At 39.3% G+C, this 22343-nt stretch carries 20 protein-coding genes and 5 tRNA genes; 18 read left to right on the top strand and 7 right to left on the bottom strand.

Features of this window, described 5'->3' with window-relative positions; all coding sequences use genetic code 11:
• Positions 1 to 450: 450 nt before the first annotated feature.
• The 3 genes from I6F48_RS14855 to uvrD all read right to left on the bottom strand — a co-directional run bounded on the left by I6F48_RS14855 (position 451) and on the right by uvrD (position 5614).
• Positions 451 to 1299, bottom strand: coding sequence for a chemotaxis protein (locus tag I6F48_RS14855; protein WP_165727087.1), 849 nt, complete (start codon positions 1297 to 1299; stop codon positions 451 to 453).
• A gap of 102 nt (positions 1300 to 1401) precedes the next feature.
• The gene (locus I6F48_RS14850; protein ID WP_197119728.1) at positions 1402 to 3471 is read right to left on the bottom strand and encodes a GNAT family N-acetyltransferase; all 2070 of its coding nucleotides are present in this window, start codon (positions 3469 to 3471) and stop codon (positions 1402 to 1404) included.
• The gene (gene uvrD / locus I6F48_RS14845) at positions 3449 to 5614 is read right to left on the bottom strand and encodes a DNA helicase II (RefSeq protein ID WP_007586555.1); all 2166 of its coding nucleotides are present in this window, start codon (positions 5612 to 5614) and stop codon (positions 3449 to 3451) included. The genes I6F48_RS14850 and uvrD overlap by 23 nt, the downstream gene beginning before the upstream one ends.
• Positions 5615 to 5917: 303 nt before the next feature.
• On the opposite strand from uvrD, the gene I6F48_RS14840 reads away from it, so the two are divergent.
• From I6F48_RS14840 to I6F48_RS14830, 3 genes are all read left to right on the top strand, one after another.
• Positions 5918 to 6142: a hypothetical protein gene (locus tag I6F48_RS14840; protein ID WP_002963009.1), complete on the top strand. Its 225-nt coding sequence runs from the start codon at positions 5918 to 5920 to the stop codon at positions 6140 to 6142.
• 116 nt (positions 6143 to 6258) lie between these two features.
• Entirely contained in the window at positions 6259 to 6627 is a 369-nt protein-coding gene (locus I6F48_RS14835) for a YacL family protein (protein ID WP_024592461.1), read from the top strand.
• Positions 6628 to 6732: 105 nt separating this feature from the next.
• A complete protein-coding gene (locus I6F48_RS14830; protein ID WP_165726845.1) occupies positions 6733 to 7356 on the top strand; it encodes a dUTP diphosphatase in 624 nt (207 codons plus the stop codon).
• A gap of 15 nt (positions 7357 to 7371) precedes the next feature.
• Here the strand turns inward: I6F48_RS14830 and yrfG are convergent, their stop codons facing one another.
• Positions 7372 to 8019 carry a GMP/IMP nucleotidase gene (gene yrfG / locus I6F48_RS14825; protein ID WP_007378908.1) on the bottom strand — a complete coding sequence of 216 codons (648 nt, stop codon included), beginning with the start codon at positions 8017 to 8019 and terminating at the stop codon, positions 7372 to 7374.
• 61 nt (positions 8020 to 8080) lie between these two features.
• Here yrfG and nudE point away from each other — a divergent pair, with 61 nt between their 5' ends.
• From nudE to I6F48_RS14780, 9 genes are all read left to right on the top strand, one after another.
• Positions 8081 to 8653: an ADP compounds hydrolase NudE gene (gene nudE, locus I6F48_RS14820; protein ID WP_007586548.1), complete on the top strand. Its 573-nt coding sequence runs from the start codon at positions 8081 to 8083 to the stop codon at positions 8651 to 8653.
• Positions 8646 to 9449 (top strand): 3'(2'),5'-bisphosphate nucleotidase CysQ, encoded by an 804-nt coding sequence (gene cysQ / locus I6F48_RS14815; protein ID WP_007586545.1) that lies wholly within the window; start codon positions 8646 to 8648, stop codon positions 9447 to 9449. The genes nudE and cysQ overlap by 8 nt, the downstream gene beginning before the upstream one ends.
• Positions 9450 to 9585: 136 nt before the next feature.
• Positions 9586 to 9662, top strand: a tRNA-Met gene (locus tag I6F48_RS14810).
• A 79-nt stretch (positions 9663 to 9741) separates the two neighbouring features.
• Positions 9742 to 9818 (top strand) — tRNA-Met (locus I6F48_RS14805).
• Positions 9819 to 9880: 62 nt separating this feature from the next.
• Positions 9881 to 9957, top strand: a tRNA-Met gene (locus I6F48_RS14800).
• A gap of 79 nt (positions 9958 to 10036) precedes the next feature.
• Positions 10037 to 10113: transfer RNA gene (locus I6F48_RS14795), tRNA-Met, on the top strand.
• 62 nt (positions 10114 to 10175) lie between these two features.
• Positions 10176 to 10252, top strand: a tRNA-Met gene (locus I6F48_RS14790).
• Between the two features lie 563 nt (positions 10253 to 10815).
• Positions 10816 to 11430, top strand: a complete 615-nt coding sequence (locus tag I6F48_RS14785) for a trimeric intracellular cation channel family protein (RefSeq protein ID WP_007587018.1) — start codon at positions 10816 to 10818, stop codon at positions 11428 to 11430.
• Between the two features lie 34 nt (positions 11431 to 11464).
• Entirely contained in the window at positions 11465 to 12976 is a 1512-nt protein-coding gene (locus I6F48_RS14780; RefSeq protein ID WP_165727089.1) for a YifB family Mg chelatase-like AAA ATPase, read from the top strand.
• Here the strand turns inward: I6F48_RS14780 and I6F48_RS14775 are convergent.
• Both I6F48_RS14775 and I6F48_RS14770 read right to left on the bottom strand, forming a co-directional pair.
• Positions 12973 to 13677: a response regulator transcription factor gene (locus tag I6F48_RS14775; RefSeq protein ID WP_002957913.1), complete on the bottom strand. Its 705-nt coding sequence runs from the start codon at positions 13675 to 13677 to the stop codon at positions 12973 to 12975. The two genes, I6F48_RS14780 and I6F48_RS14775, sit on opposite strands and share 4 nt — an antisense overlap.
• A gap of 216 nt (positions 13678 to 13893) precedes the next feature.
• A complete protein-coding gene (locus tag I6F48_RS14770; RefSeq protein WP_197119727.1) occupies positions 13894 to 16389 on the bottom strand; it encodes an alpha/beta hydrolase family protein in 2496 nt (831 codons plus the stop codon).
• Positions 16390 to 16473: 84 nt separating this feature from the next.
• Here I6F48_RS14770 and I6F48_RS14765 point away from each other — a divergent pair, with 84 nt between their 5' ends.
• Positions 16474 to 17550, top strand: a complete 1077-nt coding sequence (locus I6F48_RS14765; protein ID WP_007587021.1) for a hemolysin family protein — start codon at positions 16474 to 16476, stop codon at positions 17548 to 17550.
• Between the two features lie 32 nt (positions 17551 to 17582).
• On the opposite strand, the gene I6F48_RS14760 is transcribed toward I6F48_RS14765, so the two are convergent.
• Entirely contained in the window at positions 17583 to 18794 is a 1212-nt protein-coding gene (locus tag I6F48_RS14760) for an EAL domain-containing response regulator (RefSeq protein WP_197119726.1), read from the bottom strand.
• A gap of 166 nt (positions 18795 to 18960) precedes the next feature.
• Between I6F48_RS14760 and I6F48_RS14755 the strand changes: the two genes are divergently transcribed.
• From I6F48_RS14755 to I6F48_RS14735, 5 genes are all read left to right on the top strand, one after another.
• A complete protein-coding gene (locus I6F48_RS14755) occupies positions 18961 to 19977 on the top strand; it encodes a metalloprotease (protein ID WP_165727092.1) in 1017 nt (338 codons plus the stop codon).
• A 131-nt stretch (positions 19978 to 20108) separates the two neighbouring features.
• Entirely contained in the window at positions 20109 to 21350 is a 1242-nt protein-coding gene (locus tag I6F48_RS14750; RefSeq protein WP_165722370.1) for an HlyD family efflux transporter periplasmic adaptor subunit, read from the top strand.
• A gap of 202 nt (positions 21351 to 21552) precedes the next feature.
• Positions 21553 to 21696 (top strand): class IIb bacteriocin, lactobin A/cerein 7B family, encoded by a 144-nt coding sequence (locus I6F48_RS14745; RefSeq protein ID WP_007587027.1) that lies wholly within the window; start codon positions 21553 to 21555, stop codon positions 21694 to 21696.
• A gap of 12 nt (positions 21697 to 21708) precedes the next feature.
• Positions 21709 to 21894, top strand: coding sequence for a hypothetical protein (locus tag I6F48_RS14740; RefSeq protein WP_007587028.1), 186 nt, complete (start codon positions 21709 to 21711; stop codon positions 21892 to 21894).
• Between the two features lie 134 nt (positions 21895 to 22028).
• Positions 22029 to 22331 carry a hypothetical protein gene (locus tag I6F48_RS14735; protein WP_197119725.1) on the top strand — a complete coding sequence of 101 codons (303 nt, stop codon included), beginning with the start codon at positions 22029 to 22031 and terminating at the stop codon, positions 22329 to 22331.
• Positions 22332 to 22343: the final 12 nt, after the last annotated feature.

The raw sequence follows: 22343 nt of genomic DNA, 5'->3' as shown, positions 1-22343 counted from the left end.
ACGAAACAGCGCCGATGATAGTGTAGCATTTGCTATGTGAAAGTAGGACATTACCAGGCTTCAAATTGTAGAAAGCCCGAATCTAACGATTCGGGCTTTTTTACGTCTGCAGAAAAGTGAAGTGTGCGCAATTAATGTACACTCGTCAACACCTAGCATGTAGGTCGAGCGTAGCGACTCCCGACGCTAGAATCACAACAAAAACCCTCAATACCCCATTCGGCCAATAAATTAGCATTTGCTACGTGACTTTCTACTGCGTAGCGCACCGACTTCACATTGTAGCGAGCCCGGATCTAACGATTCGGGCTTTTTTACGTTTGCAGAAAAGTGAAATATGAGTAACTAACATTACGCACTCGATTTCTCTCCAATTTATCTAAATGTACAAGTCGAGTAGAATAGCTCCTTACTTCAGTACTAAAGTTTATAACCAAATCTAACAACTATTTAAAATAGTCCGTAAGCTTGAGTTTCTTCACTTTCAGATTCTTCTAGTTGTGTTGGTTTAAATATTACGCTTGGATCAATTAATACACTGTGCTTTTGTGTAAGCTTGATTAATCCTCGCATCATATTTTTAGTTTGTGGGTCTAGATCAAAACCAACCTCAGTGAGCTTATCTAGTGGTTTAATGTCTTCTTTTTTATAGTCGATATTATCTTCGACTTTATCTACCAATAACCCTACGTGTGGGTTTAAGCCGTCTTTAGTGGTAAAAACAATAATAGGTTTATAGTCTAAGGTTATTTGCTCTTTAGCTGATTCGAATAAACGCTCTAGCTGAATTAGGTTACTACGCTTAATTTTTTCGAGCAGAGCTGATACTTGTTTATAATCGCTTTGATTATGAGCTGATATAGCTTCTTTTACCGTTTCTAGCAATGATTGGAAAGGTTCGTTAAGTCGAGACATTGTTAGTTTTAAGTCTTCATTATCGGTGTTGAACTCTTTGTAAAACAGAACAAAATCTTGTAGTTCTGCATCATTGCTTGAAATAGAAGCCGAGCTATTTAGCAAGTTACTTTGAAGGGTATTGAACCAGTTTAATAGTTTTTCTTGCCATGTTCTTAGTTGTTTTAGTACATGCGCATTACTTTGTTCGGTTGAGATATTATTTAAAATAATACCTAAATCAAACACAGGCGTTGGTATATCCATATAATCTTTAACACCAATAAAGCTTTTATTATTGTTGGGTAAAGTTGTTAGATTATTGTCAAAGCGCTCTGTTAATAAAATATCGAGTATTTTAAGTGAAATTGTTTTGCAGCCCACTTTAAAGTTTATTAATTCCATGCCTTTATCTTAATTTACCTGTTAATGCTTTAAGGATAGAACAAATTAAATAAATAGCTTAAAGATGGATAAGATTTAATAGAGATAGGTAACTAGGAGTTATTAGATGGCACTAGTGAGGTTTTTTATGGCACGTTTAAATTGATTCTCAAGCTGCTTTTTTCCTAATAAACCTAAGTGTTGAATCACTTTTTCATTACATTCATTTTGCAGCACTAACTTTATTAAAAGTTGTTTATCAGACTCTGTTAATTGAGACATACAAGAAGGAGACTGATTCACTACCTGCCAGAGAGTCGCAGAGATATTAAATTGAGTGAAGTTACTGTTTACGAGTAAGGCTAATCGTTCGCGAGTCTCGGGGCTTACTAACTCATCGCTAAATCCTTCAATTAAAATACTTACAAGTTGCCAATCTAGTGTTTTAAAATGTGTTAAAAGAGCATAAAAAAAGTCGTTTTTAAACTGCTTTTTCAAAGGTTGGATAATTGCACTTTTATTGCTTAAGCATTTAACCACAAGCGCTGAATGTTCAGCTGTGCTTTTATCGCGTTGATAACCCAGTTTTACGGTATCAAACCCTTGTTTTTGCCAAAAGTTAAGTAGCTGCGCTGTTGCGCCAAAGCTTGCACCAAACCAACTACATTGGCTTTTTACTTGCGACTCGCAATAGCTAAGTAGCTTTTTACCAAAACCCATATTGTGAGAACTCGGATCAATCGCTATTCGTACAACGCGAGCGCTCAACTGTGTTAAGTAGTCATTATTAAAACTAAGTTGTGAGAGGGTTTGAGCCATTAAATGACCCTGTGGGCGGCGCTCTCCGCTTATAACCTGTAGAGCAAGTTCTTCACTTAAACCACCTTCTATTGCGATTAAACATACACCAACTAATCGATTGTTAATTTTGCTGATGAATATTCGTTGCGATGGTGCGTCTAGTAGTTGGCGTAAATCGTTTACACTACTTTGATAGTGAGCCAATGCAAGCAGGGCAATAACTTGTTGCAGTAAAGGCTCATTGTTTACAAGGGATTGCTGAGTTATTTCGCTGTGAACTGGCTGCTCTAATTGCTCACTACTTAACTCTTTATATTGTGCATCGAGTGCAAGCAAGGTGCGAATGTGCTTCTCGAGGGGATCGTGTTTAGCAAAACGCAGTGGCTCATCAAGCGTTACAACTTTAGAGGCTTTATAGTGCGCTTTTATATAGTTACTAAAGCGAATGGTATAACCCCTACCATTGCCCTCATACCCAACCAGTGTACTTGCAAAGACTATACGAGGGTAATGAGCTAGCATTTTTAGCAATAACGGTACAGGGATCGCGGCAGCTTCATCAATGAGTAATAAATCGCACTCAGGTAATGCATTTAATAACGCGTCAGGTGCAACGTAGTGCAAGTTGGCGAGCTGTTTATGTTGAGCGTTGTATTGCAGGTCTAACTCGTTGGCTAAATGTTTAAAGCTACTATGGGTCGCTTTAAACTGAGTGCTGCAAATAATTACTTTTTTATCAGTCAATTTTGCGGCAGCTAAGCCAAGTGCTGCCGATTTGCCTCTACCTCTATCAGCATTAATGAGTAAAGGCCTGTTGGCACGACCATTAGCTATTTTTACTATTTGTTCAACGCAGTTTTGCTGTGGTACATAATCAATTTTATTATGCGTAACAGAGCTGACGAGATTACTAATACAGCCATTTTTTTCACTAAAATGAAAAGCGGGTAATTGCTTAATAATAGCCGCGAAACGTTGATTAAATAAACTGTATTCAATACTCTGACCGTGTGATTGCACTGTACTTAATGAGGGGTCTTGCCAAGAGGCTAAATCATTTAATTCGGGCAGTAATAAAAACAGTATACCGCCTGCTTTAACGGTGCCGGTAAGTGCTGCAAGTTTATCAGGGTGTAAACCACTAAAACCATCGTAAACAGCATGAGCAAATTCTTGCCCTAAAATTTGGTGAGTGCGAGTAGGCCAGTACGAATTTTTAATCGCGCACTGCTTTGATACAACAAGTGTATTGTTTTCATCTATTAATGAGTTAAGTAATTCATAACACCAAGCAGGGCTGCCCGTAATCAACACTAGCTGACGATGATACGCGCCAGCTAGTTGTTGTTCTAACTCATTTAGGTGAGCTTTATACAGCTTGTAATCGTGCATAGGCCGTTACTAACCATTTACTGCCAAGGTCATCAAAGTTAACTTGTACGCGAGATTGCGCGCCACTGCCTTCGTAATTAAGTACGGTACCAACACCAAACTTAGCATGCAAAACTCGTTGCCCTAAGTTAAAGCCACTGTCTTCAAATGCGGCATGGCTAACTGATGCGCTAAAACGCCCGGCGGCAGGCGGGCGAGAAACCTGTGTTTTAATACGAATTTCTTCAACGCAGTCCTCAGGTATTTCGCGTAAAAAGCGTGATGGGCTATGGTATTTTTCTTGCCCGTATAAACGGCGACTCTCAGCATGGCTAATGTATAACTTATCCATTGCTCGTGTCATGCCTACATAACAAAGGCGGCGCTCTTCTTCCAAACGACCAGACTCTTCGTTACTTTGCTGAGAAGGGAACATGCCTTCTTCTACGCCCACCATAAACACTAACGGAAACTCTAAGCCTTTAGCTGAGTGAAGTGTCATCATTTGAACGGCGTCTTCGTGCTCTTCTGCTTGTCCTTCACCCGACTCAAGTGACGTATGTGCTAAAAAGCCTTGTAAAGGCGAGCTGTATTCTTCGTCTTCAGGAAGTTCGTACTGGTCACATGCGCTAATTAGCTCTTCTAAGTTTTCTACGCGAGCACGGCCTTTTTCACCTTTTTCAGCTTGGTACATTGCCATCAAGCCTGAGGTTTGAATTGTGTACTTGGCTTGCTCATGCAAAGTTAGATCGCTAATTTTATCTTCTATTTGTTCGACTAGTTCTACAAACTTACTTACTGCACCAGAGGCACGACCAGATAAGTGCTGTTGTTCTACAATTGCTTTTGCGGCATACCAAAGCGGTAACGATTCTGCTCGTGCACAATCTCGTATATGGCTCAATGTTTTATCACCAATACCGCGTGCTGGCGTATTAATTACACGCTCAAACGCGGCATCGTCTTGACGATTACCTACTAGGCGTAAATACGAAAGCGCATCTTTAATTTCTTGTCGTTCGAAGAATCGCATACCACCATAAATACGGTATTTTAAGCCTTCTTGCAGCATGGCCTCCTCAAGTACACGAGATTGCGCGTTACTACGGTATAAAATTGCGGCATCTTGTAGGGCATTACCTGCATTTAACCAGCTTCGTAGTTTGCTACTTACAAAGCGTGCTTCGTCTAACTCATTAAATGCTGCATAAATAGAGATTGGCTCGCCGTCGTTACCGTCGGTCCACAAGCTTTTACCCATACGTTCTGAGTTATTTTGAATTAATGCGTTAGACGCTTTCAAAATAGTCGCTGTTGAGCGGTAGTTTTGTTCAAGACGAATGGTTTCTGCGCTAAAGTCAGTTAAAAAACGTTTAATGTTTTCGATTTTAGCACCACGCCAACCATAAATGCTTTGGTCATCGTCGCCTACAATCATAATGCTGTTAGTATCGCCAGCAAGTAATTTTAACCAAGCATATTGAATGGTATTTGTATCTTGGAACTCGTCTACGAGCATATGCGCAAAGCGTTGCTGATAATGACGCAGTAACGTAGGGTTATTTTTTAACACTTCGTAGCTGCGTAGTAATATTTCAGCAAAATCAACTAGGCCCGCTCTATCACAGGCCTCTTGATAGGCGGCATAAACACGCAGCATCATTTGCTCATTAATATCGTATGCTTGAATATCTTTAGGGCGAAGTGCTTCATCTTTTTTGGCGCTTATGTACCAGCCAAATTGCTTAGCGGGCCATTTTTTATCATCAATATTCATCGATTTTAATAAGCGCTTGATCATCCGAAGCTGATCGTCAGAGTCTAAAATTTGAAAGGCTTCTGGTAAATTAGCTTCACGGTGATGAGCACGTAAAATACGATGCGATAAACCATGGAAAGTACCAATCCACATACCACCTACAGGCGCTTTTAGTGTTTCTTCAACGCGGCCACGCATTTCTTTAGCGGCTTTATTAGTAAATGTAACTGCAAAAATACTGTAAGCGGAGGCTTGCTCAACTTGCATAAGCCACGCAATACGATGAACTAACACTCGTGTTTTACCAGACCCAGCACCTGCTAATACCAGCATGTTTTGTAGTGGGGCTGCAACGGCATCGCGTTGTTTGTCATTTAAGCCATCGAGTAATTGTGAAACGTCCATCGTTACGCCTTTTTAATCAATATTGTGGGCAGTATAACAGGTGTTTTTGTTAGGCTAAATAAAATACTGTTTTTATAAACAGCTATTTATAAAATAGTGTTCAAAACGAGTAACTTGCTAATTAATTAAGCGAATAAAAAAGTGTAAACGGATAACAATAATTGCTAATTTGACCTAATTTTAGCAAAATCTACCAACTCTCTAAATCTAGACTAATTTAACTATTTGATTTGTAAGCTTTAATAAATTGGCATAGAGTGTGTAGGTAAATAATTATAAAATCAAATAAATACAGAGGTTAGTATGGCAGATCAAGGTTCTGGCGGTAACGTAATTGCAGCATTATGTAATATATTTTTTCCTGGTTTAGGGCAGTTAGTGCAAGGGCGTATTTTAGCGGCTATATTTTTTGCACTCGCTATTATAATAAGTTACGCACTAATTTATGTGCTTGTAGGCTTTGTACTTGTGCCTATTATTTACTTATGGTCGATCATTGACGCAGCGCGTTATAGATCGCGAAGTTAACGGTTTTAAAGTTGAGTAAAATAGCGCCCATGTGGCGCTATTTTACTTTATATGTCCTGTGGTTTACGGGCGTTTACGTATATAATTACGCAATTAAAGATTTACAGGCAAACCCTATGGAATATCAATTTATTCGCGACCCTATTAGTGGGCTACGTATTAAAATAAGCAGTGAACACGCTATTATTGGTCGCTGGCTAAACGAAGAAATAGGCAAAGACAAAGTAGCCATGGTGCAAGCGCTTATTGCATCGGTAAGTTCAAGCTATGAGCCGCTAACGCTAAAAGGCCAAGAAATAGATTTAATATTAACGAAAGACGAAGCATTATTTGAAGCCCATGCACTTCATCAAGACAGCGAAGACCTAATAGCGTATCAAGATGACGATTTAGCGCTTGAAGAAAATGGTTTAAGTAGTGGTTGTGGCTTTGAAGATTTCATTGATTTAATTGATTCATGGCATGAGTTTACGACGTCACGATAAACATAACTAGCACACTAATAAAAATATACAGCAATGCACAATCAGCATTTTATCTGTATTATTACACCAACGAAAATTACGCCAACCAAAACGACAGGAATTGATATGTCTGCCAATTTAAACAAGCTAGTAGTGATGCTAGAAATGCAAAACGCCATGAATACTAAAGTACATGAGCAATGGTTTACTCAAGGGTTTGAATGGTACCGCGCTATTTGGGTTGAGTGTGCTGAAATGCTAGATCATCATGGTTGGAAATGGTGGAAAAAACAAACACCAGATACTGAACAAGTTATTTTAGAGTTGGTTGATATTTTTCATTTTGGTCTATCGCTTAGAATTGACGGCGAAACTAGCTACGAAGACTTAGCAAAGCAACTTGAAACTGAGCTTAGTAATGCTCAACAAGCTGATGACTTTAAACAAACACTAGAGATATTAGCGGCGTCTGCTGTTGCTGATAAAACGTTTAATGCAGGTGCTTTTGCCGGCTGTATGGCGCAAATAGGTATGGATATTGATGATTTATATCGCGGCTACGTAGGTAAAAATACGTTAAACTTTTTCCGCCAAGATCACGGTTACAAAGATGGTAGCTATATTAAAGAATGGAATGGGCAAGAAGATAACGAGCATTTAGTTGAAGTAGTTAAAAGCCTTGATACAGAACATGCAGATTTTGCAAAGTTAGTATATCAAGGGCTAGAAGCGCGTTACCCAAAAATTTAAGTCACGTAAGTTGAGTTAGATAATCTTACGATAGTCGGTAACACTTAGGTAATCGGCTATTTCGTTATGTGGTTGTTGGCTATCTGGGTTAGCAACTGCAAGTAAGTGCTCAATGCCGTATTCTCGTGCGGCATTCAAAACCGGCACACTGTCATCTACAAACAAAGTGCGCTGCTTATTAAACCCTAAGTCTTTTTGTACTTGGTGCCACAAACTTTGTTGCTCTTTACTTACTCCATATTCATGAGTAGACACTACGCCATCTAGGTAGTTATCAATCGCTGTATGCTCAAATTTAAGCATGACACTCTCAGGGTGGGCGTTGGTAAGTAAAATTAACTCTTTGCCTGCTTTTTTAAGCTCAGTTAAAAAATGAGGTACGTCTTCGCGCATTTTAATTAAATGCTGAGACTCTCGTTTAAGCTCCATTATAGGCAAGCTTAATTGCTGCTCCCAATAATCTAAACAATACCACTGTATTTGACCGCTCACAGCTTGATAGCGTTTTAAAATATCTGCTTTAGCTGCATCTAGGCTAATGCCCCTTGCTAATGCGTGTTGCGCAGGAATAACGTTAAGCCAAAAATGACTGTCGTAATGTAAATCGAGTAATGTTCCATCCATGTCGAGCAAAACGGTATCGATTTTTGACCAATTTAACATAGGAATTTCAACTTATAAGGTTTATTATTGAACTAACTGCCATGATAGCAAATTAACGCCAATGACACAGAAAAAGCACCCAACACCACCACAAATCCTCAGTAACAATGTTGTCGCTAAAAGCCGCCTGTTTACTGTGGAGTCTTTAGAGCTAAAGTTTTCTAATAACGAAGAGCGTCAGTATGAGCGAATTCGCGGCGGTGGCCGGGGAGCAGTGATGATTGTTCCGTTAAGTGCAGACAACGAATTACTACTTGTACGTGAATACTGTGCGGGCACAAACGATTACCAGTTAGGTTTTCCTAAAGGCTTAATCGATCCGGGCGAAACGCCAGAGCAAGCTGCTAACAGAGAGCTTAAAGAAGAAATTGGCTTTGGTGCTGAGTATTTTAAACCATTAAGAACAGTAACAATGGCGCCGAGTTACTTTAATGCCACTATGCATATTTTATTTGCTAAGCAATTATACCCACAAACCCTTATTGGCGACGAACCAGAGCCGCTTGTTGTTGTTAAGTGGCCATTAACTCAGTGGCAGTCATTATTAGACCAAGAAGATTTTACCGAAGCACGCAGTGTTGCAGCTTTGCTATTATTAGATAAGTATTTAGCGTCTGGAGCTGCCGATGAATAAATTAATCGAACCGTGTATTGAATTAGCTGAGCGTGCTGGCGATGCAATTATGGCCATTTATAAAAAAGGCGATATTGGCCAACAAGAGAAATCAGATAATACGCCTGTTACCAAAGCTGACTTAGCAGCAAATGACGTACTGGTTGCTGGATTAAAAGTCTTAGCGCCCGATATCCCAATTATGTCGGAAGAAACACCTATACCTGCACTTGCCGACAGACAGGACTGGCAGCGTTATTGGTTACTCGATCCGATGGATGGTACAGGCGAATTTATTTTAGAAAGTGGCGACTTTGCAGTAAACATTGCATTGATTGAAAATAATCATCCTGTGCTTGGCGTTATTCATTGGCCTGCAAAAGGTGTGACTTATTTTGCTACAGCTAAAAATGGTGCCTTTAAACGTGAAAACTCAATTGATAAGCAAATATCTGTAGCGCCGCCAGAGAACTTGACGCTTGCAGTGAGCCGCCGCCAAAAAATAGAAGCGGTGAGTCAGTATTTAAATAGTCAGTTTACAACTATTGCTATTGGCTCGTGCTCATTAAAAGCTTGTACTGTTGCAGAAGGTAAAGCAGATTGTTTTTTAAGAATTGGTCCAACGGGAGAGTGGGATACAGGTGCTTCACAAGTTATTGTTGAAGAAGCCGGTGGTTGTATTACCGATGCAGAATTTAACCCGCTAACGTACAACCAACGCGAGAGTACTGAGAACCCTGACTTTATAGTGATGGGGCATCCAGACTGGGAATGGCAAAAAATGATTAATCCGCATCAAAGGTTGAGCGCAGAATAGCAATTTGATTGCTTTTTGTTCGGTTGAACAACTTTAATTAGTTTAGGCCTTGCATTAAATGTTTATTCCTATATAGTAGCGCTCTCTTCAAGGCAGGCTCGTAAATATTACGAAAATGTTTTAAAGAAATTACAGGCGCGGGATGGAGCAGTCTGGTAGCTCGTCGGGCTCATAACCCGAAGGTCGTCGGTTCAAATCCGGCTCCCGCAACCAATTTTTTATAAGATTTGGTTACTGTAAACTCTAGCTTAAGAGATAAAATAAAGTAGTCGATAGACTTAAAATACACAGGCGCGGGATGGAGCAGTCTGGTAGCTCGTCGGGCTCATAACCCGAAGGTCGTCGGTTCAAATCCGGCTCCCGCAACCAATTCTTTAATTGGAAGCCAAGTTGTAATGTAAGCAACTTTAAACAAGTCTACAAATTTCAGGCGCGGGATGGAGCAGTCTGGTAGCTCGTCGGGCTCATAACCCGAAGGTCGTCGGTTCAAATCCGGCTCCCGCAACCAATTTTTTATAAGATTTGGTTACTGTAAACTCTAGCTTAAGAGATAAAATAAAGTAGTCGATAGACTTAAAATACACAGGCGCGGGATGGAGCAGTCTGGTAGCTCGTCGGGCTCATAACCCGAAGGTCGTCGGTTCAAATCCGGCTCCCGCAACCAATTCTTTAATTGGAAGCCAAGTTGTAATGTAAGCAACTTTAAACAAGTCTACAAATTACAGGCGCGGGATGGAGCAGTCTGGTAGCTCGTCGGGCTCATAACCCGAAGGTCGTCGGTTCAAATCCGGCTCCCGCAACCACTGAAATTAAATACATAAAAAGCTAAAACAAAATCGCACTCTTTATCGAGTGATTTTTTGCGTCTGCAGTTTAATTAATTCCTATAATTATAAAACTCACCGTTACTACGCAAAATACTCTGCATAAGTAAGCGAAGGTCGTCGGTTCGCTTTTTACAAACTCATGCTCCCGCAACCACTGAAATTAAATACCTAAAAAGCTAAAATAAAATAGCACTCTTTATCGAGTGATTTTTTACGTCTGCAGTTTAATAAATTCTTATAAATTTAAACCCACTGTTACTGCGCAAAATACTCTGCATAAGTAAGCGAAGGTCGTCGGTTCGCTTTTTATAAACTCAAGCTCCCGCAACCACTGAAATTAAATATCTAAAAATTTAAAACAAAATCGCACTCTTTATCGAGTGATTTTTTGTGTCAGCAGTTTGATAAAATACCTTATATTCTGCTTTATTTAATGACTTTACTCTAATATCTGTGACGTTTAACAAATAACTTATTTTTTAAAAAAGAGTATTTTATGTTAAAACGGTTAAAAGATTTTAAGTAACAATACACATCACATGACAGAACTTTATCACTGGTTTGATTTAATAGGCATTGCGGTGTTTGCTGTGTCGGGCACTTTGCTAGCGTACGAAAAAAAAATGGATGGCTTTGGAGTCGTAGTTTTAGCGACGGTAACTGCTATTGGTGGTGGTACAGTGCGAGATCTAATTTTAGATGTTCCTGTGTTTTGGTTACACGATCAAAGTTACTTTTTTGCCATACTAGCTTCAGTATTTGTTACAACACGCCTTATAAATAAACAAAAGCCGATACCTCATTATATTTTACAAACAGCGGATGCGTTTGGTTTAGCTTTTTTTGCAGTAATGGGGGCGCAAAAAGCGCAGCTTGTTGGTATGCCCGATATGACAGCGGTAATTATGGCTGTAATTACAGGCTGCTTTGGTGGATTAATTCGAGATGTGCTTGCACGCGAGATCCCTATGCTATTAAAAGGTGAGCTTTACGCTATTACCTGTATAGCGGGTGGCACTGTTTATACGCTTGGCATTAGTTTTTCGTTAGTAACCGAAATGGCGATGGTATTAGGTATGTTAATGACCTTATTACTTCGTTTAGCTGCTATAAAATGGCAAATCACATTACACGTTTTTAAATATCCTGACTAAACTGGTGTAATCACACCATTTACTAGGATAAGGAATGTCGTTAGCTCGTATATTTTCTCGTGCTCAAGTGGGTATAAATGCCCCTGAAGTTATTGTAGAAGTTCACCTAGGAAATGGTTTACCCGCTTTTCATATAGTAGGCCTGCCCGAAGCGTCCGTTAAAGAATCAAAAGATAGAGTACGTAGCGCACTCGAAAACTCACAATTTGGTTTTCCCGATCAACGAATAACTGTAAATTTAGCCCCTGCCGATTTGCCAAAAGATGGCGGACGGTTTGATCTTGCTATTGCGGTGGGTATTTTAGTCGCCTCTGGGCAAATAGTGTGTCCTGATATTCACAAGTACGAGTTTTATGGTGAGCTTGCTCTTAATGGTGAGGTGCGTGGTGTAAACGCTATTTTACCTTCGGTACTTGCTGCAAAAGAGCAAGATCGTTGCTGCTTTTTACCTATTGCAAACGACAGCCTAGCAAGCCTAGTTAATGGCGTTAAACGCAAAGCCGTAAGCTCTATTCAAGAAGTGTGGGGGGATTTACTTAATCAACAACCCTTACCATTAAATATAGAGTATCCCGACTGCACACAAGCCCCTGACTTTTTACTTGATTTAAGCGATGTGAAAGGTCAGCCCGGTGCAAAGCGAGTACTCGAAATTGCTGCAGCTGGCGGGCATAATTTATTATTTTTAGGTCCACCAGGCACTGGTAAATCAATGCTTGCTCAGCGAATGGCAACTATAATGCCTACTATGTCGGACGATGAAGCTATTTCGACTGCCGCGCTTTACTCCATTATTGGGCAATCCATAGATTTAACTAATTGGCGACAGCGGCCATTTCGTAATCCGCATCATACATGCTCAGCTGTTGCTTTAGTGGGTGGCTCTTCAAACCCGAAGCCCGGTGAAATTTCATTGGCGCATAATGGCGTACTTTTTTTGGACGAATTACCGGAGTTCGAGCGTAAGGTGCTTGATTCACTGCGTGAGCCAATGGAGACCGGCACGGTTACTATTTCACGTGCAGCAAGGCAAATGGAGTTTCCGGCGCAGTTTCAGCTTATTACAGCATTAAATCCAAGCCCAACAGGGAGCCATACTGATAAGCGGGCAACTCCCGATCAAGTTATGCGTTATTTATCGCGAGTATCAGGACCTTTTATTGACCGTATTGATTTGCAAATAGAACTGCCTCGTCTAACGAGCGTTGAACTACAAAGTACTCAGCCAGAGGAAAGTAGTGCTGAGGTTAGAGCAAGAGTTGAAGCGGCTTATTACCTACAGCTAAAACGCCAAGGTAAGGTTAATGCGAGGCTTAATAATAAAGAAATGAGTGTGCACTGTGTACTGGCGCCAGCAGAGTTGCAGTTTTTAGCTAGAGCAAGCGAGAAGTTATCTTTATCGCCACGCTCTTACCATAGAGTAATTAAGGTGGCGCGTACAATTAGTGATTTAAAAGGCGCTGAAAACATTAGTTTAAATGAGCTTAAAGAAGCACTTAATTACCGCGCATTTGAGCGCCTTATTGCGCAATTAACTAAGTATTAAATAGAAAGCATATAGCCTTTACCGCGAACGGTAACAATACGTTTTTGATCTTTTTCGTCATTTAATTTTTTACGTAAACGACCAATAAGCACATCAACAGTACGATCGTTTGGGCTCCAATCGGGCTGGCCTATTTCTTCTGATATTTTTTCACGGGATGTGGCTTTACCTGCATTACTAATTAAGCAAATAAGCACTTTATGTTCGGCTTCAGTTAAGCGTGACTCAACGCCCGCAGCAGTAATTAGTGTGCGGTTATCGGGGTGAAGCTTAAAGTCAGCATATTCTATAAATTCTTCGCTTTCGTCGTCTTCTAGGTTAACGGCAACACGCTTATAGAGCGCGCGCATGCGAAGTTCTAACTCAAGTAAATCGACAGGCTTACAAATATAGTCATCAGCACCTTGTGCAAGGCCTGCAATACGATCGGCTTGGGAGTCACGACTCGATAATACAATAACGCCAATATCGGTAAGTGTGTTTAATTCTTTTGCCAGCTGAAGCCCATCACGCTTTGGCAAAACAATGTCAATTATGGCTAATGATATAGCACCGCGCAGGTTTACCCGCTGCCTTACAATGTTAAGTGCATCAGCGCCAGTTGGGTCTACCTCTATTGTAAATTCGGTATCTGCAAAGTGATTTTGGATGCGTTTAACGAGTAGTTCATCGTCTTCAACCAATAAAACATTAATAGCCATAGTACTTTATTTTGAATGCTTATAGCTCTGTATGGTAGCACCATTAGGTAAATGCTGAGAAGGGGGTTTATTAGTTTTAAGTAACTTAATATTTCAAAGGTGTATAAGACGTTATTAGAGGATGAGGTTAGCACCTTTAAACTAATTAAAAGGTGCTAAATAATTAATACTACTATTAATAAATCTGTATTAAGTCGTTATTTTAAAGGTTCAGGCTCAGTCATTTTTATACATTGAGTCCCACCATTGAGGTTCATCTTTTAGCTTTTTATCAAAGTATGCGAGCATGGTGTTCCACCAATCAAATCGTTTATCGCGTGCAAAAATTTGGTGGTCGGCGCCTTTGTATTCGATTAACTCTACGTCCTTATTAAGCAGTTTAAGCGCAGTGTACATTGTTAAGCTTTCGCCAACAGGTACATTGGTATCACTATCACCATGAAGAAGTAGCATAGGTGTTGTTACTTTGTCGGCATGAAACACAGGGCTGTGCTTGCTGTAAAGCTCAGGGTTATTCCACGGAAAGCTATTTTTTGATGCTTCGCCAGAATATAAGTAGCCCCACCAACCTTCACCCCAATACGAGGTAATATTAGAAATACCCGCATGAGCTATTGAAGCACTAAATATATCGGTTTTAGTTGCCAATAACATGGTCATGAAGCCACCGTATGATGCCCCTAAATTTCCTACCTTTTCACTATCAACATAGTTGTATTTCTTTAAAAAGGCTTGCGTGCCTTCGATAATATCGTCTGCAGTGTAGTCGCCCCAGGCATTAACATGCTGCGCTGAAAACTTTTGTCCAAACCCTGTTGCGCCAGTAGGCTGTACTACATAAACAACGTAGCCATTTTCTGCCCATAAGTTAAACGGATAACGACCTGTAAAACCACGCGTAACTGGTGAAGTGCCGCCGTAGTAATACACGAGCGCCGGGTGCTTTTTAGTTTTATCTAAGTTGCTAGGAATATAAACGCGGCCAGTGATTTCGACACCATGTTTATTTTTAAAATTAAACTCTTCTAATGTAGGGAGTCGTGTATTTGCATAGCTACTTGGTTTTGAATCCCATATTAAATCTGTTTTATTTTTACTTACGTTAAGGCGCTTTAGCTGTTGTGGCGCTAAAGCGTTAGTGCCACTTAATAAAATTTCGGTATTACGGTCGTGTGAGTAACTAAATTGTTCAACAATATCCAATCCTGTATTTAACTTTTTAAAGCGCTGTTTACTTAAATCAAATAGGTAAAGCGGTTGAGTGTCTTGCTCTGTTACTTTAATGAGCGCATCGCCGTTTTCTAAAACTTGCAGTTGGCCAATAGCAGAATCGAACTGCTTACTGAAAGCTTTTACATTTTTACCGTTTTCGGTAAGTAAATACAGTTGCCCGTCGTAGTTATTGGCAAGCATTGCTTTTGGCAATGCTCTGCCTGCGCCATTTTTAAAATCGGGGCCTGCAATTACATAAATATCTTTATTTGCGTATTTGGCTAAATTAAATGTTTTGAATTTACCAAGCGATGAAAGCTTGTTTGATTTTAAATCGAGTTCGGCTAACTCTGTTTCAGGGTGGGTTGATGCTTGCATTGCCATTACTGGGCGGCTCATTAATATTTTGCCACGGTTACTATTTGAATCTTCAAGGCTGTAAGAAAGAGGACCTTGGCTAAGTGCTTTTGTTAAACCACTTTTAGTATCAAGCATGTAAATTTGGCTGGTGGTACGTGCATACGACCAACGATCTTGTAGACCTTTATAGTGCTTGGTTAAGCTGTTAGTGCTCTCAGGTGATTTAGACCAGCTAAACAAAAGACTGGTGTCGTTATAAAAGGTAAAGCCATTGGCTCCTTCTAAATCGTTTGCTAATGTTTTTATTGAGAAGTTTTTACGGCTAAGTTGTTTAAGTTCACCATTTAACAAATACACTAAAAATTGGTTATCTGGACTCCAAATAATGTTACTTGGTTGGCCTGCTTCGAAGCGATAAAGCGTTTGATTATCTGAATCTTTAAGTACAGTAACTGTATTTGCTTGGTTTTGTGTTTTATCGCTATAAGTGCGAGTAGTAGTAACGTACTGCTTAGCATTAGGTGCGAGTGATAATTGGCTGATTGTAGGGGCATCAAACAATTGTTTTGCAGATAAGCGTTTTGTTTTTGAGGCGCTAAGCGTAATTTTATCAACGTCGCTTTTAGGTGCAAAATCAAGCATTACATCGTGCCAATTAGCTACTTGTTGGGCTACTATTAAAATAGAGTGAGTACTGTTATTTAAAGCTAACTTATAGCTATTTTTATCGCCTGTTTGTAGTTCGCCATTAATAAATAACTGACCTTGCTCAATCCCTTTTAAGGTAAGCGTACCTTGTGTAAAGCGGGTAGTTTCAATATTAAATTTTAGTGCCTGTAACCCACCTAAAGTGAGCGCATTGATTTTATTAAACGGCTGCCAGTTTTGTTTTTTCCCAAATACAGAAAAACTATCTGAGTCTGCTTGTAGTTGCGGCAATAGGTTGTTAATAATCGCACTGCCATGAGGTGTCTGAAAAGGCTTTAACTGCATATCTTCGGCAAGTGGGCCGATAAACTGAATTTTTGATTTATCCAATGGTGCAGCTATTGCAGCAAAGCTTAAGCTGCTAAGCGTTAAAAGAGTCGCTGCGTACTTAAATAGCTTATTTTGATGACACCATGGTGCGCTAAATTTCATTATTATGCCTATTATTATTGGAAGTTTGGCCAAATATAGCATGTATTGATACCATGCTCACATATCCAATATAGAGGAGAGAAAGTGACTTTACTGATAGTTTATATGGTAGTGGCGATTGTTATTTCGTTTTTATGTTCTGTGATGGAGGCTGTGTTATTAAGTATTTCGCCCAGCTATGTTGCATCACTTAGGAAAGATCATCCTGAGCTTGCTAAACAGCTCGAAAAACTTAAAAACAATATAGATCAGCCTTTAGCTGCTATTTTAACTTTAAATACGGTTGCCCATACTGCGGGTGCTGCTGGGGTAGGCGCACAGGCAGCTGTCGTGTTTTCCGATGCGGCTGTAGGTATTGCATCAGCCATTATGACATTCCTCGTATTAATTCTTTCTGAAATTATTCCTAAAACCTTGGGGGCTAATTACTGGCGAGCTCTAACGCCAAGTGTTACTTACGCTTTGAGGTTTTTAGTTATATTGCTAAAGCCTTTTGTATGGTTTGCACAAAAGCTAACAAATTTAATGGGTCCAAAGCACGATGAGGCATACTATATTCGTCAAGAGATAGAGGCAATGGCTGATATAGGTACGGAGTCGGGTGCATTACATCAGGATGAGTCCGAAATAATTCGTAATTTATTGCATTTTAGACATGCAAAATTATGCGACTTAATGACGCCTCGAACTGTAATTTTTAAAATCCACAAAGACTTAACAGTAAATCAGTATTTAAACGATCACGGCTCGTCGTCATTTTCTCGTATATTGGTATTTGATAAAGACAGCGACGATATTGTTGGGTTTGTGCATAAAAACGATATTATGCTGGCATTTCACCGTTTAGGTACCGATTACAAAATTAGCAAATTGATTAAGCCTATTTATACGGTGCCGAGTTCTCAAAATGTATCGTCGTTACTGCAAACTCTTTTAACAAAGCGCACGCATATATGCCTAGTTGTAGATGAGTACGGTGACGTGCAAGGTATTGTAACGCTAGAGGATATGATTGAAGCTTTAATGGGGCTAGAGATTGTAGATGAGCGTGACCAATCTACTAATATGCGCGCAGTAGCAAGGCAGCGTTGGCACAAACGTTTAGCAAGCAGTGCGCATATAGTCAGTGAAGAAGATAAACACACTCGGGGTGATAATTAGTTAACCAGCCCCGATTAAATATTAATACCGCTTTAAGCGGGGCTGCCATCAGTTTTCAGCCAATCTTTAGCCCAAGATATAAATTCGTTTTGTGGTTTAGGGCGGCTAAATAAAAAACCTTGTATGGCTAGTTTTCTTCTATAATGCCTTAAATAAACGAGCTCTTCTGGTCGTTCAACACCTTCTGCTACTAAGTCTAAATTATCTTTACTCGTAATATTAAATAACGAACTTACGACCACTTGAGAAAATAAATCTGTTTCTATATGGCTAATAAGTGAACGGTCTATTTTAATTTCAGTAAAAGGAAGATTTCGAAGCTGATTCATATTAGTAAAACCAACACCAAAGTCGTCTAGCGATATACCAAAGCCATGCATTCTTAATCTGTTTAGTGTTTCTAATTGCATGAGGCTTGAGAGTGCATGTTGTTCTGTTATTTCTATAATTATATTACTAGGCGTGAGTTGGTTTAATTCTAAAATGAGCAGTAATTTATTAGGGCAGTTTAAGTCGTCGAGCTGAGTTGGCGATAAATTAAATGCCATTTTAAAATCATGACCTAGTTGCGCTTTCATATTTTTGAATTCGCTGGTGGCCTTTTCAAAAAGAGAAAATGTAATTTGATTAATTAAGTTGTGTTGTTCGGCAGTGTTTATAAAACGGTTAGGTAAAATAATATTGCCGTCTTTACTTGATAAAATACGTGCTAAGACTTCAACGCTTTCAATTTTATTGTTATCAGCGTTTATTTTTGGTTGGTAAAAAGGCGTTATTTCATCGTTTTTTAATGCATCAATAAGCTCATCTTTTGAAATGGCCGACTCTTTTAATAAAGTGTGGCTGTTTAATTGCGCCACTTTAATAAGTAACCTACTAACCTGAGACAGTTGCACTGGCTTTGAAATATTACCAATGAGGTGAGCGTTATGTTGTTTCGCGAGATTGGCAGCTAAGCTAATAACTTTATGGTCCATTTCAGAAACAATTATAATACCGCCTTGATAATGTAACTCTCCTAAGTGGCGGATTAGTTCCATGCCGTCCATTTCGGGCATATTGAGATCAGTAAAAATAGCATCAAAGTAGTTAACATCTTCTTTTACTTTTTCAAGAGCTTCTTTTGCATTCAGGCACGTAGTTATAGTGTTAGACATACCCAATTCGTTAAGTATAGCTTCCATAACGATCAAAATTGCTTTTGAATCGTCAACAACTAAAATATTAGACACTATTTTGTCCACTGTTATCCCTTTCAATGTATCGCTTGGAGTTACTATAAAAGTAGTAGTGTTTTTTTATTTTGTCAGTATCAAATACTTTTATTTTGAAAATAGTTACCTAGCACCTTCACTCGTGTTTTTAAGCTGATTAGGTATACTAGCGCCATTATTTTAAACGGTCTTAATTATGATAAGAATAGATCTTACCTTAGCCGAGCAACCATTTTCGCTTATGGTGTCTGGGCAAAAAATTGTGCAAGTGTTTCATGGACAACAAGCCATTACCTTTGATAACCCTCGTGAAAACTATTATCAGTTTACTTACGACAACAAAGTAATTGGTATTGATACTGGAGCGGCGGAAGAGCAAAGTATTTCGCTTTTTGTGGATGAGCAATTTGCAACACAGCTTGCGCTACCAGCACCTACAAATGGCTCACCTAAAAAAGGCTTTTTAGGCCTGGCTGCATTAGGCTTTAAGCTTTTTAAAAGTGCTAAGGTCATTAAAGTAGTGCTTGCGGGGGCTTCTGTTGCAGGCTATGCGTGGTTATTTAGTATTGAATTTGCACTGATGCTAATTGGTTGCTTAGTCGTACACGAGTACGGCCATGTGCGAGCAATGAAATACTTTGGCATAAAAACCAAAGGTATTTACTTAATCCCATTTGTAGGTGGGCTCGCTGTAAGTGACGACAAAATAACAACTCGTTGGCAAGATGTCGTTATATCATTAATGGGACCCGCATTTGGTTTAATTACCTCGGTACTGGGTGTCGTTTTATATTACGCCACCGAGATGGAAATATTTGCAGGTGTGGCAGTTCTTAGTGCGTTATTAAATTTATTTAACTTGTTACCTATTTTACCGCTTGATGGCGGGCATGTATTAAAAAGTATTAGCTTTTCAATGCGTTCATGGATTGGTTTAAGTGTATGTTTACTCGGTGTACTGTTTGGTTTATGGCTGAGCTACACATTTGGCTTAATGTTACTGGTATTCTTTTTGTTTGTAGGTGCGCTGGAAATTGTATTTGAATGGCGAGGCCGTCACTATTCACATTTAATGCCACTAGATAAATATGGCCAAGGTTTTTCAGCGGTTATGTATGCAATTGTAGTAGCTGGGCATGTAGCTGTAATGATGCACTTTGCCGATTCGGAAAATCCAATATTGAGCCTGCCGATGACTATTTTATCGAGCTAGTATTTTTATTTTTTCTAACTAAATAAGTTAGTTTTTTGCATTAATATTTTATTTTTCGACTTTTATGTTGATTTATTGTTAATTGAATTCTAGTGTAATATAAATTAGAACAATCTTAGCGGATCAACTGGATGTTATTTAGAAAGGAAGCTGTCGCTCAGCAAAGTGAGCGTTTAACTGGTGTGATTACGCTAGCACAACCACTATCAATAAAACTTATCGTATTTGTTTTGGTATGTATTGCGATTGTAGTGATAAGCTTTTTATTTACAGCAGAGTATTCCCGCAAGGAAACAGTACGGGGGTTTTTAATACCCAATAAAGGGATAATCCAAACCTTTGCTAGTCAAGGTGGTATGATTGAGCTGCTATTTGTACAAGAGGGTGATGCCGTTACTAAAGGTCAGCCGTTGGCGACCATTATTGTGCAGCAAAATAACAGCCAAGGCATAGCCTTGAGTACCCAGCTTGTTGAGCAGCTAAGTATGCAAATACAGTTGCTCAATGATGAGATAACACAAAACCTTACCCTACAAAAGCAAGAGTCACTTAACTTGCACGCGCAAAAACGTGCACTTACTAATGAGCAAGCTGCATTACAAAGTCAACTTGCTCTAGCTGATGAAAAATTAGGGCTACTTAACCGCCAACAAAGCAACCTTAATCAACTTAATAAAAATGGCTTTTTATCAAACATCGAGCGAGAGCAACAGCAGCAAGCCCTCTTAGATGCTAAGCAAGAAAAACAAAACCTAGCGCGCTTGCTTATGCAGCAAGAAAATCAATTAAGTCAACTTAGTTTTAATATTGCTAACGTGCCCCAGCAGTATACTTTGCGTATAAATAGTCTTAAGCGCCAACAAGCGGATATTCAAAACCAGCTCACACAAATTAAAAGTAACTATCAATATACCATAACAGCCAGTAACAGCGGTGTTGTTACTGGCATTCAAGTGGTTGAAGGCGAAACACTTACCCAAGCCAAACCACTGTTGCATATTATTCCCGAAGGCTCAGAGCTAGTAGCAGAGTTGCTGCTACCAACACGTTCAGCAGGCTTTATACAACTAGGTAACGATACGCGCCTGCGTTTTGATGCTTTCCCTTACCAACGCTTTGGTTTTATTAACAGCAAAATTATCCGCATCGACAAGGCGCTCATTACTCCAAATGAAATACGCCTGCCTATTACCCTGCAAGAGCCAGTGTACCGTTTGCGAGCGACACTCAGCCAACAACAAATGCAGGCCTATGGTAAGGCGTTTGAGTTGAAAAGTGGCATGTTGTTTGAGGCAGATATTATGTTGGAGCAGCGCACATTAATCGAGTGGTTACTAGAGCCACTGTACAGCCTAAAAGGGCGCGTAAGTTAAGTGTAGCGTTTTATAAAATAAAGAAAAATTTGAAAGTTTTGGTGGTTTGCTAAATGCAAACAACCGAAAAAGACGGCCAGCTTTAGTTAACTTTAGCGAGCAGCTAAAGCTAGCCTATTAATCGCTCACCTTTATTGAAGGGGAGCATATTAACAACCCGATGACTTAACTAAAAAGCATCGGATTTATGGAGTATAACATTATGCGTGAATTAAATGTAAATGAACTTAAAGAAGTAAGTGGTGGTCCATTCCCCCTGTTTGTAGCAATAGCAGTCTATGGAGAAGTTGCAAGCTTTGCTGCAATCATTAGTGGTATAGCAACTTATAATGCAATTAGAAAATAGGAGGGTCTTGCAATGAGAGAATTAACAAGTAATGAAATACAAGAAATAAATGGTGGCCCACTACCTTTTATTATTGCTGGTCTATATGCTAGCTCGTCGATTACTGCAGGCGGTTTGGCTACTGCAATTGGGATTGGAGCTGGTTTTGGTGCAATTGTAGGTGGTATAGCTGCAGTATATCATAACGCCGCTGAGTAATTATAATAGAGGAGATAGAAGGGGATTTATTCCCTTCTTTATTTAAAATGAAGCTATCCGCGATCGTATCAATTTTTGCAATGTGTTCTTTGATAGTCCTAGGGTCTGTATATGTAATTATAAAAGACGTAAATTTGCTGCTTAGTGATAATGTAATTTCATACGGTGAGCTAGCTTTCTTTACTGTAACTCTTGGGTTTTCTTTAGCTATTCTAACGGGTATATATAAAAATAAAAAATGGGCGTTATATATTTTTATCTCTATGGTTTTCTTTATGGGAGGTAATTTTATTATTTTAAGATTAAGCCTCAATGGTGCCTTAGAGCTAGTTGATTTTTGGATTATTACTTGTACTTTAGGTGTCTCCGCGATAGTAATACGAGTTATGCTGAAGTTAGATTCAATAGCTATTTTCTCAAAAAATGAGCTTGATTAATAAAATGTTGTT

Origin of the sequence: Pseudoalteromonas sp. SWYJ118 (genome assembly GCF_015864505.1) — a bacterium.
Classification (GTDB): Bacteria; Pseudomonadota; Gammaproteobacteria; order Enterobacterales; family Alteromonadaceae; genus Pseudoalteromonas; species Pseudoalteromonas arctica.
The sequence above is the reverse complement of the archived record's forward strand: the minus strand, read 5'-3'. Positions and strand labels throughout refer to the sequence as shown.

What these genes read in the sequence shown, in the direction of transcription:
- I6F48_RS14855 (WP_165727087.1), bottom strand. Translation starts at nt 1,299, where the DNA reads ATGGAATTAATAAACTTTAAAGTGGGCTGCAAAACAATTTCACTTAAA.
- I6F48_RS14850 (WP_197119728.1), bottom strand. Translation starts at nt 3,471, where the DNA reads ATGCACGATTACAAGCTGTATAAAGCTCACCTAAATGAGTTAGAACAA.
- uvrD (WP_007586555.1), bottom strand. Translation starts at nt 5,614, where the DNA reads ATGGACGTTTCACAATTACTCGATGGCTTAAATGACAAACAACGCGAT.
- I6F48_RS14840 (WP_002963009.1), top strand. Translation starts at nt 5,918, where the DNA reads ATGGCAGATCAAGGTTCTGGCGGTAACGTAATTGCAGCATTATGTAAT.
- I6F48_RS14835 (WP_024592461.1), top strand. Translation starts at nt 6,259, where the DNA reads ATGGAATATCAATTTATTCGCGACCCTATTAGTGGGCTACGTATTAAA.
- I6F48_RS14830 (WP_165726845.1), top strand. Translation starts at nt 6,733, where the DNA reads ATGTCTGCCAATTTAAACAAGCTAGTAGTGATGCTAGAAATGCAAAAC.
- yrfG (WP_007378908.1), bottom strand. Translation starts at nt 8,019, where the DNA reads ATGTTAAATTGGTCAAAAATCGATACCGTTTTGCTCGACATGGATGGA.
- nudE (WP_007586548.1), top strand. Translation starts at nt 8,081, where the DNA reads ATGACACAGAAAAAGCACCCAACACCACCACAAATCCTCAGTAACAAT.
- cysQ (WP_007586545.1), top strand. Translation starts at nt 8,646, where the DNA reads ATGAATAAATTAATCGAACCGTGTATTGAATTAGCTGAGCGTGCTGGC.
- I6F48_RS14785 (WP_007587018.1), top strand. Translation starts at nt 10,816, where the DNA reads ATGACAGAACTTTATCACTGGTTTGATTTAATAGGCATTGCGGTGTTT.
- I6F48_RS14780 (WP_165727089.1), top strand. Translation starts at nt 11,465, where the DNA reads ATGTCGTTAGCTCGTATATTTTCTCGTGCTCAAGTGGGTATAAATGCC.
- I6F48_RS14775 (WP_002957913.1), bottom strand. Translation starts at nt 13,677, where the DNA reads ATGGCTATTAATGTTTTATTGGTTGAAGACGATGAACTACTCGTTAAA.
- I6F48_RS14770 (WP_197119727.1), bottom strand. Translation starts at nt 16,389, where the DNA reads ATGAAATTTAGCGCACCATGGTGTCATCAAAATAAGCTATTTAAGTAC.
- I6F48_RS14755 (WP_165727092.1), top strand. Translation starts at nt 18,961, where the DNA reads ATGATAAGAATAGATCTTACCTTAGCCGAGCAACCATTTTCGCTTATG.
- I6F48_RS14750 (WP_165722370.1), top strand. Translation starts at nt 20,109, where the DNA reads ATGTTATTTAGAAAGGAAGCTGTCGCTCAGCAAAGTGAGCGTTTAACT.
- I6F48_RS14745 (WP_007587027.1), top strand. Translation starts at nt 21,553, where the DNA reads ATGCGTGAATTAAATGTAAATGAACTTAAAGAAGTAAGTGGTGGTCCA.
- I6F48_RS14740 (WP_007587028.1), top strand. Translation starts at nt 21,709, where the DNA reads ATGAGAGAATTAACAAGTAATGAAATACAAGAAATAAATGGTGGCCCA.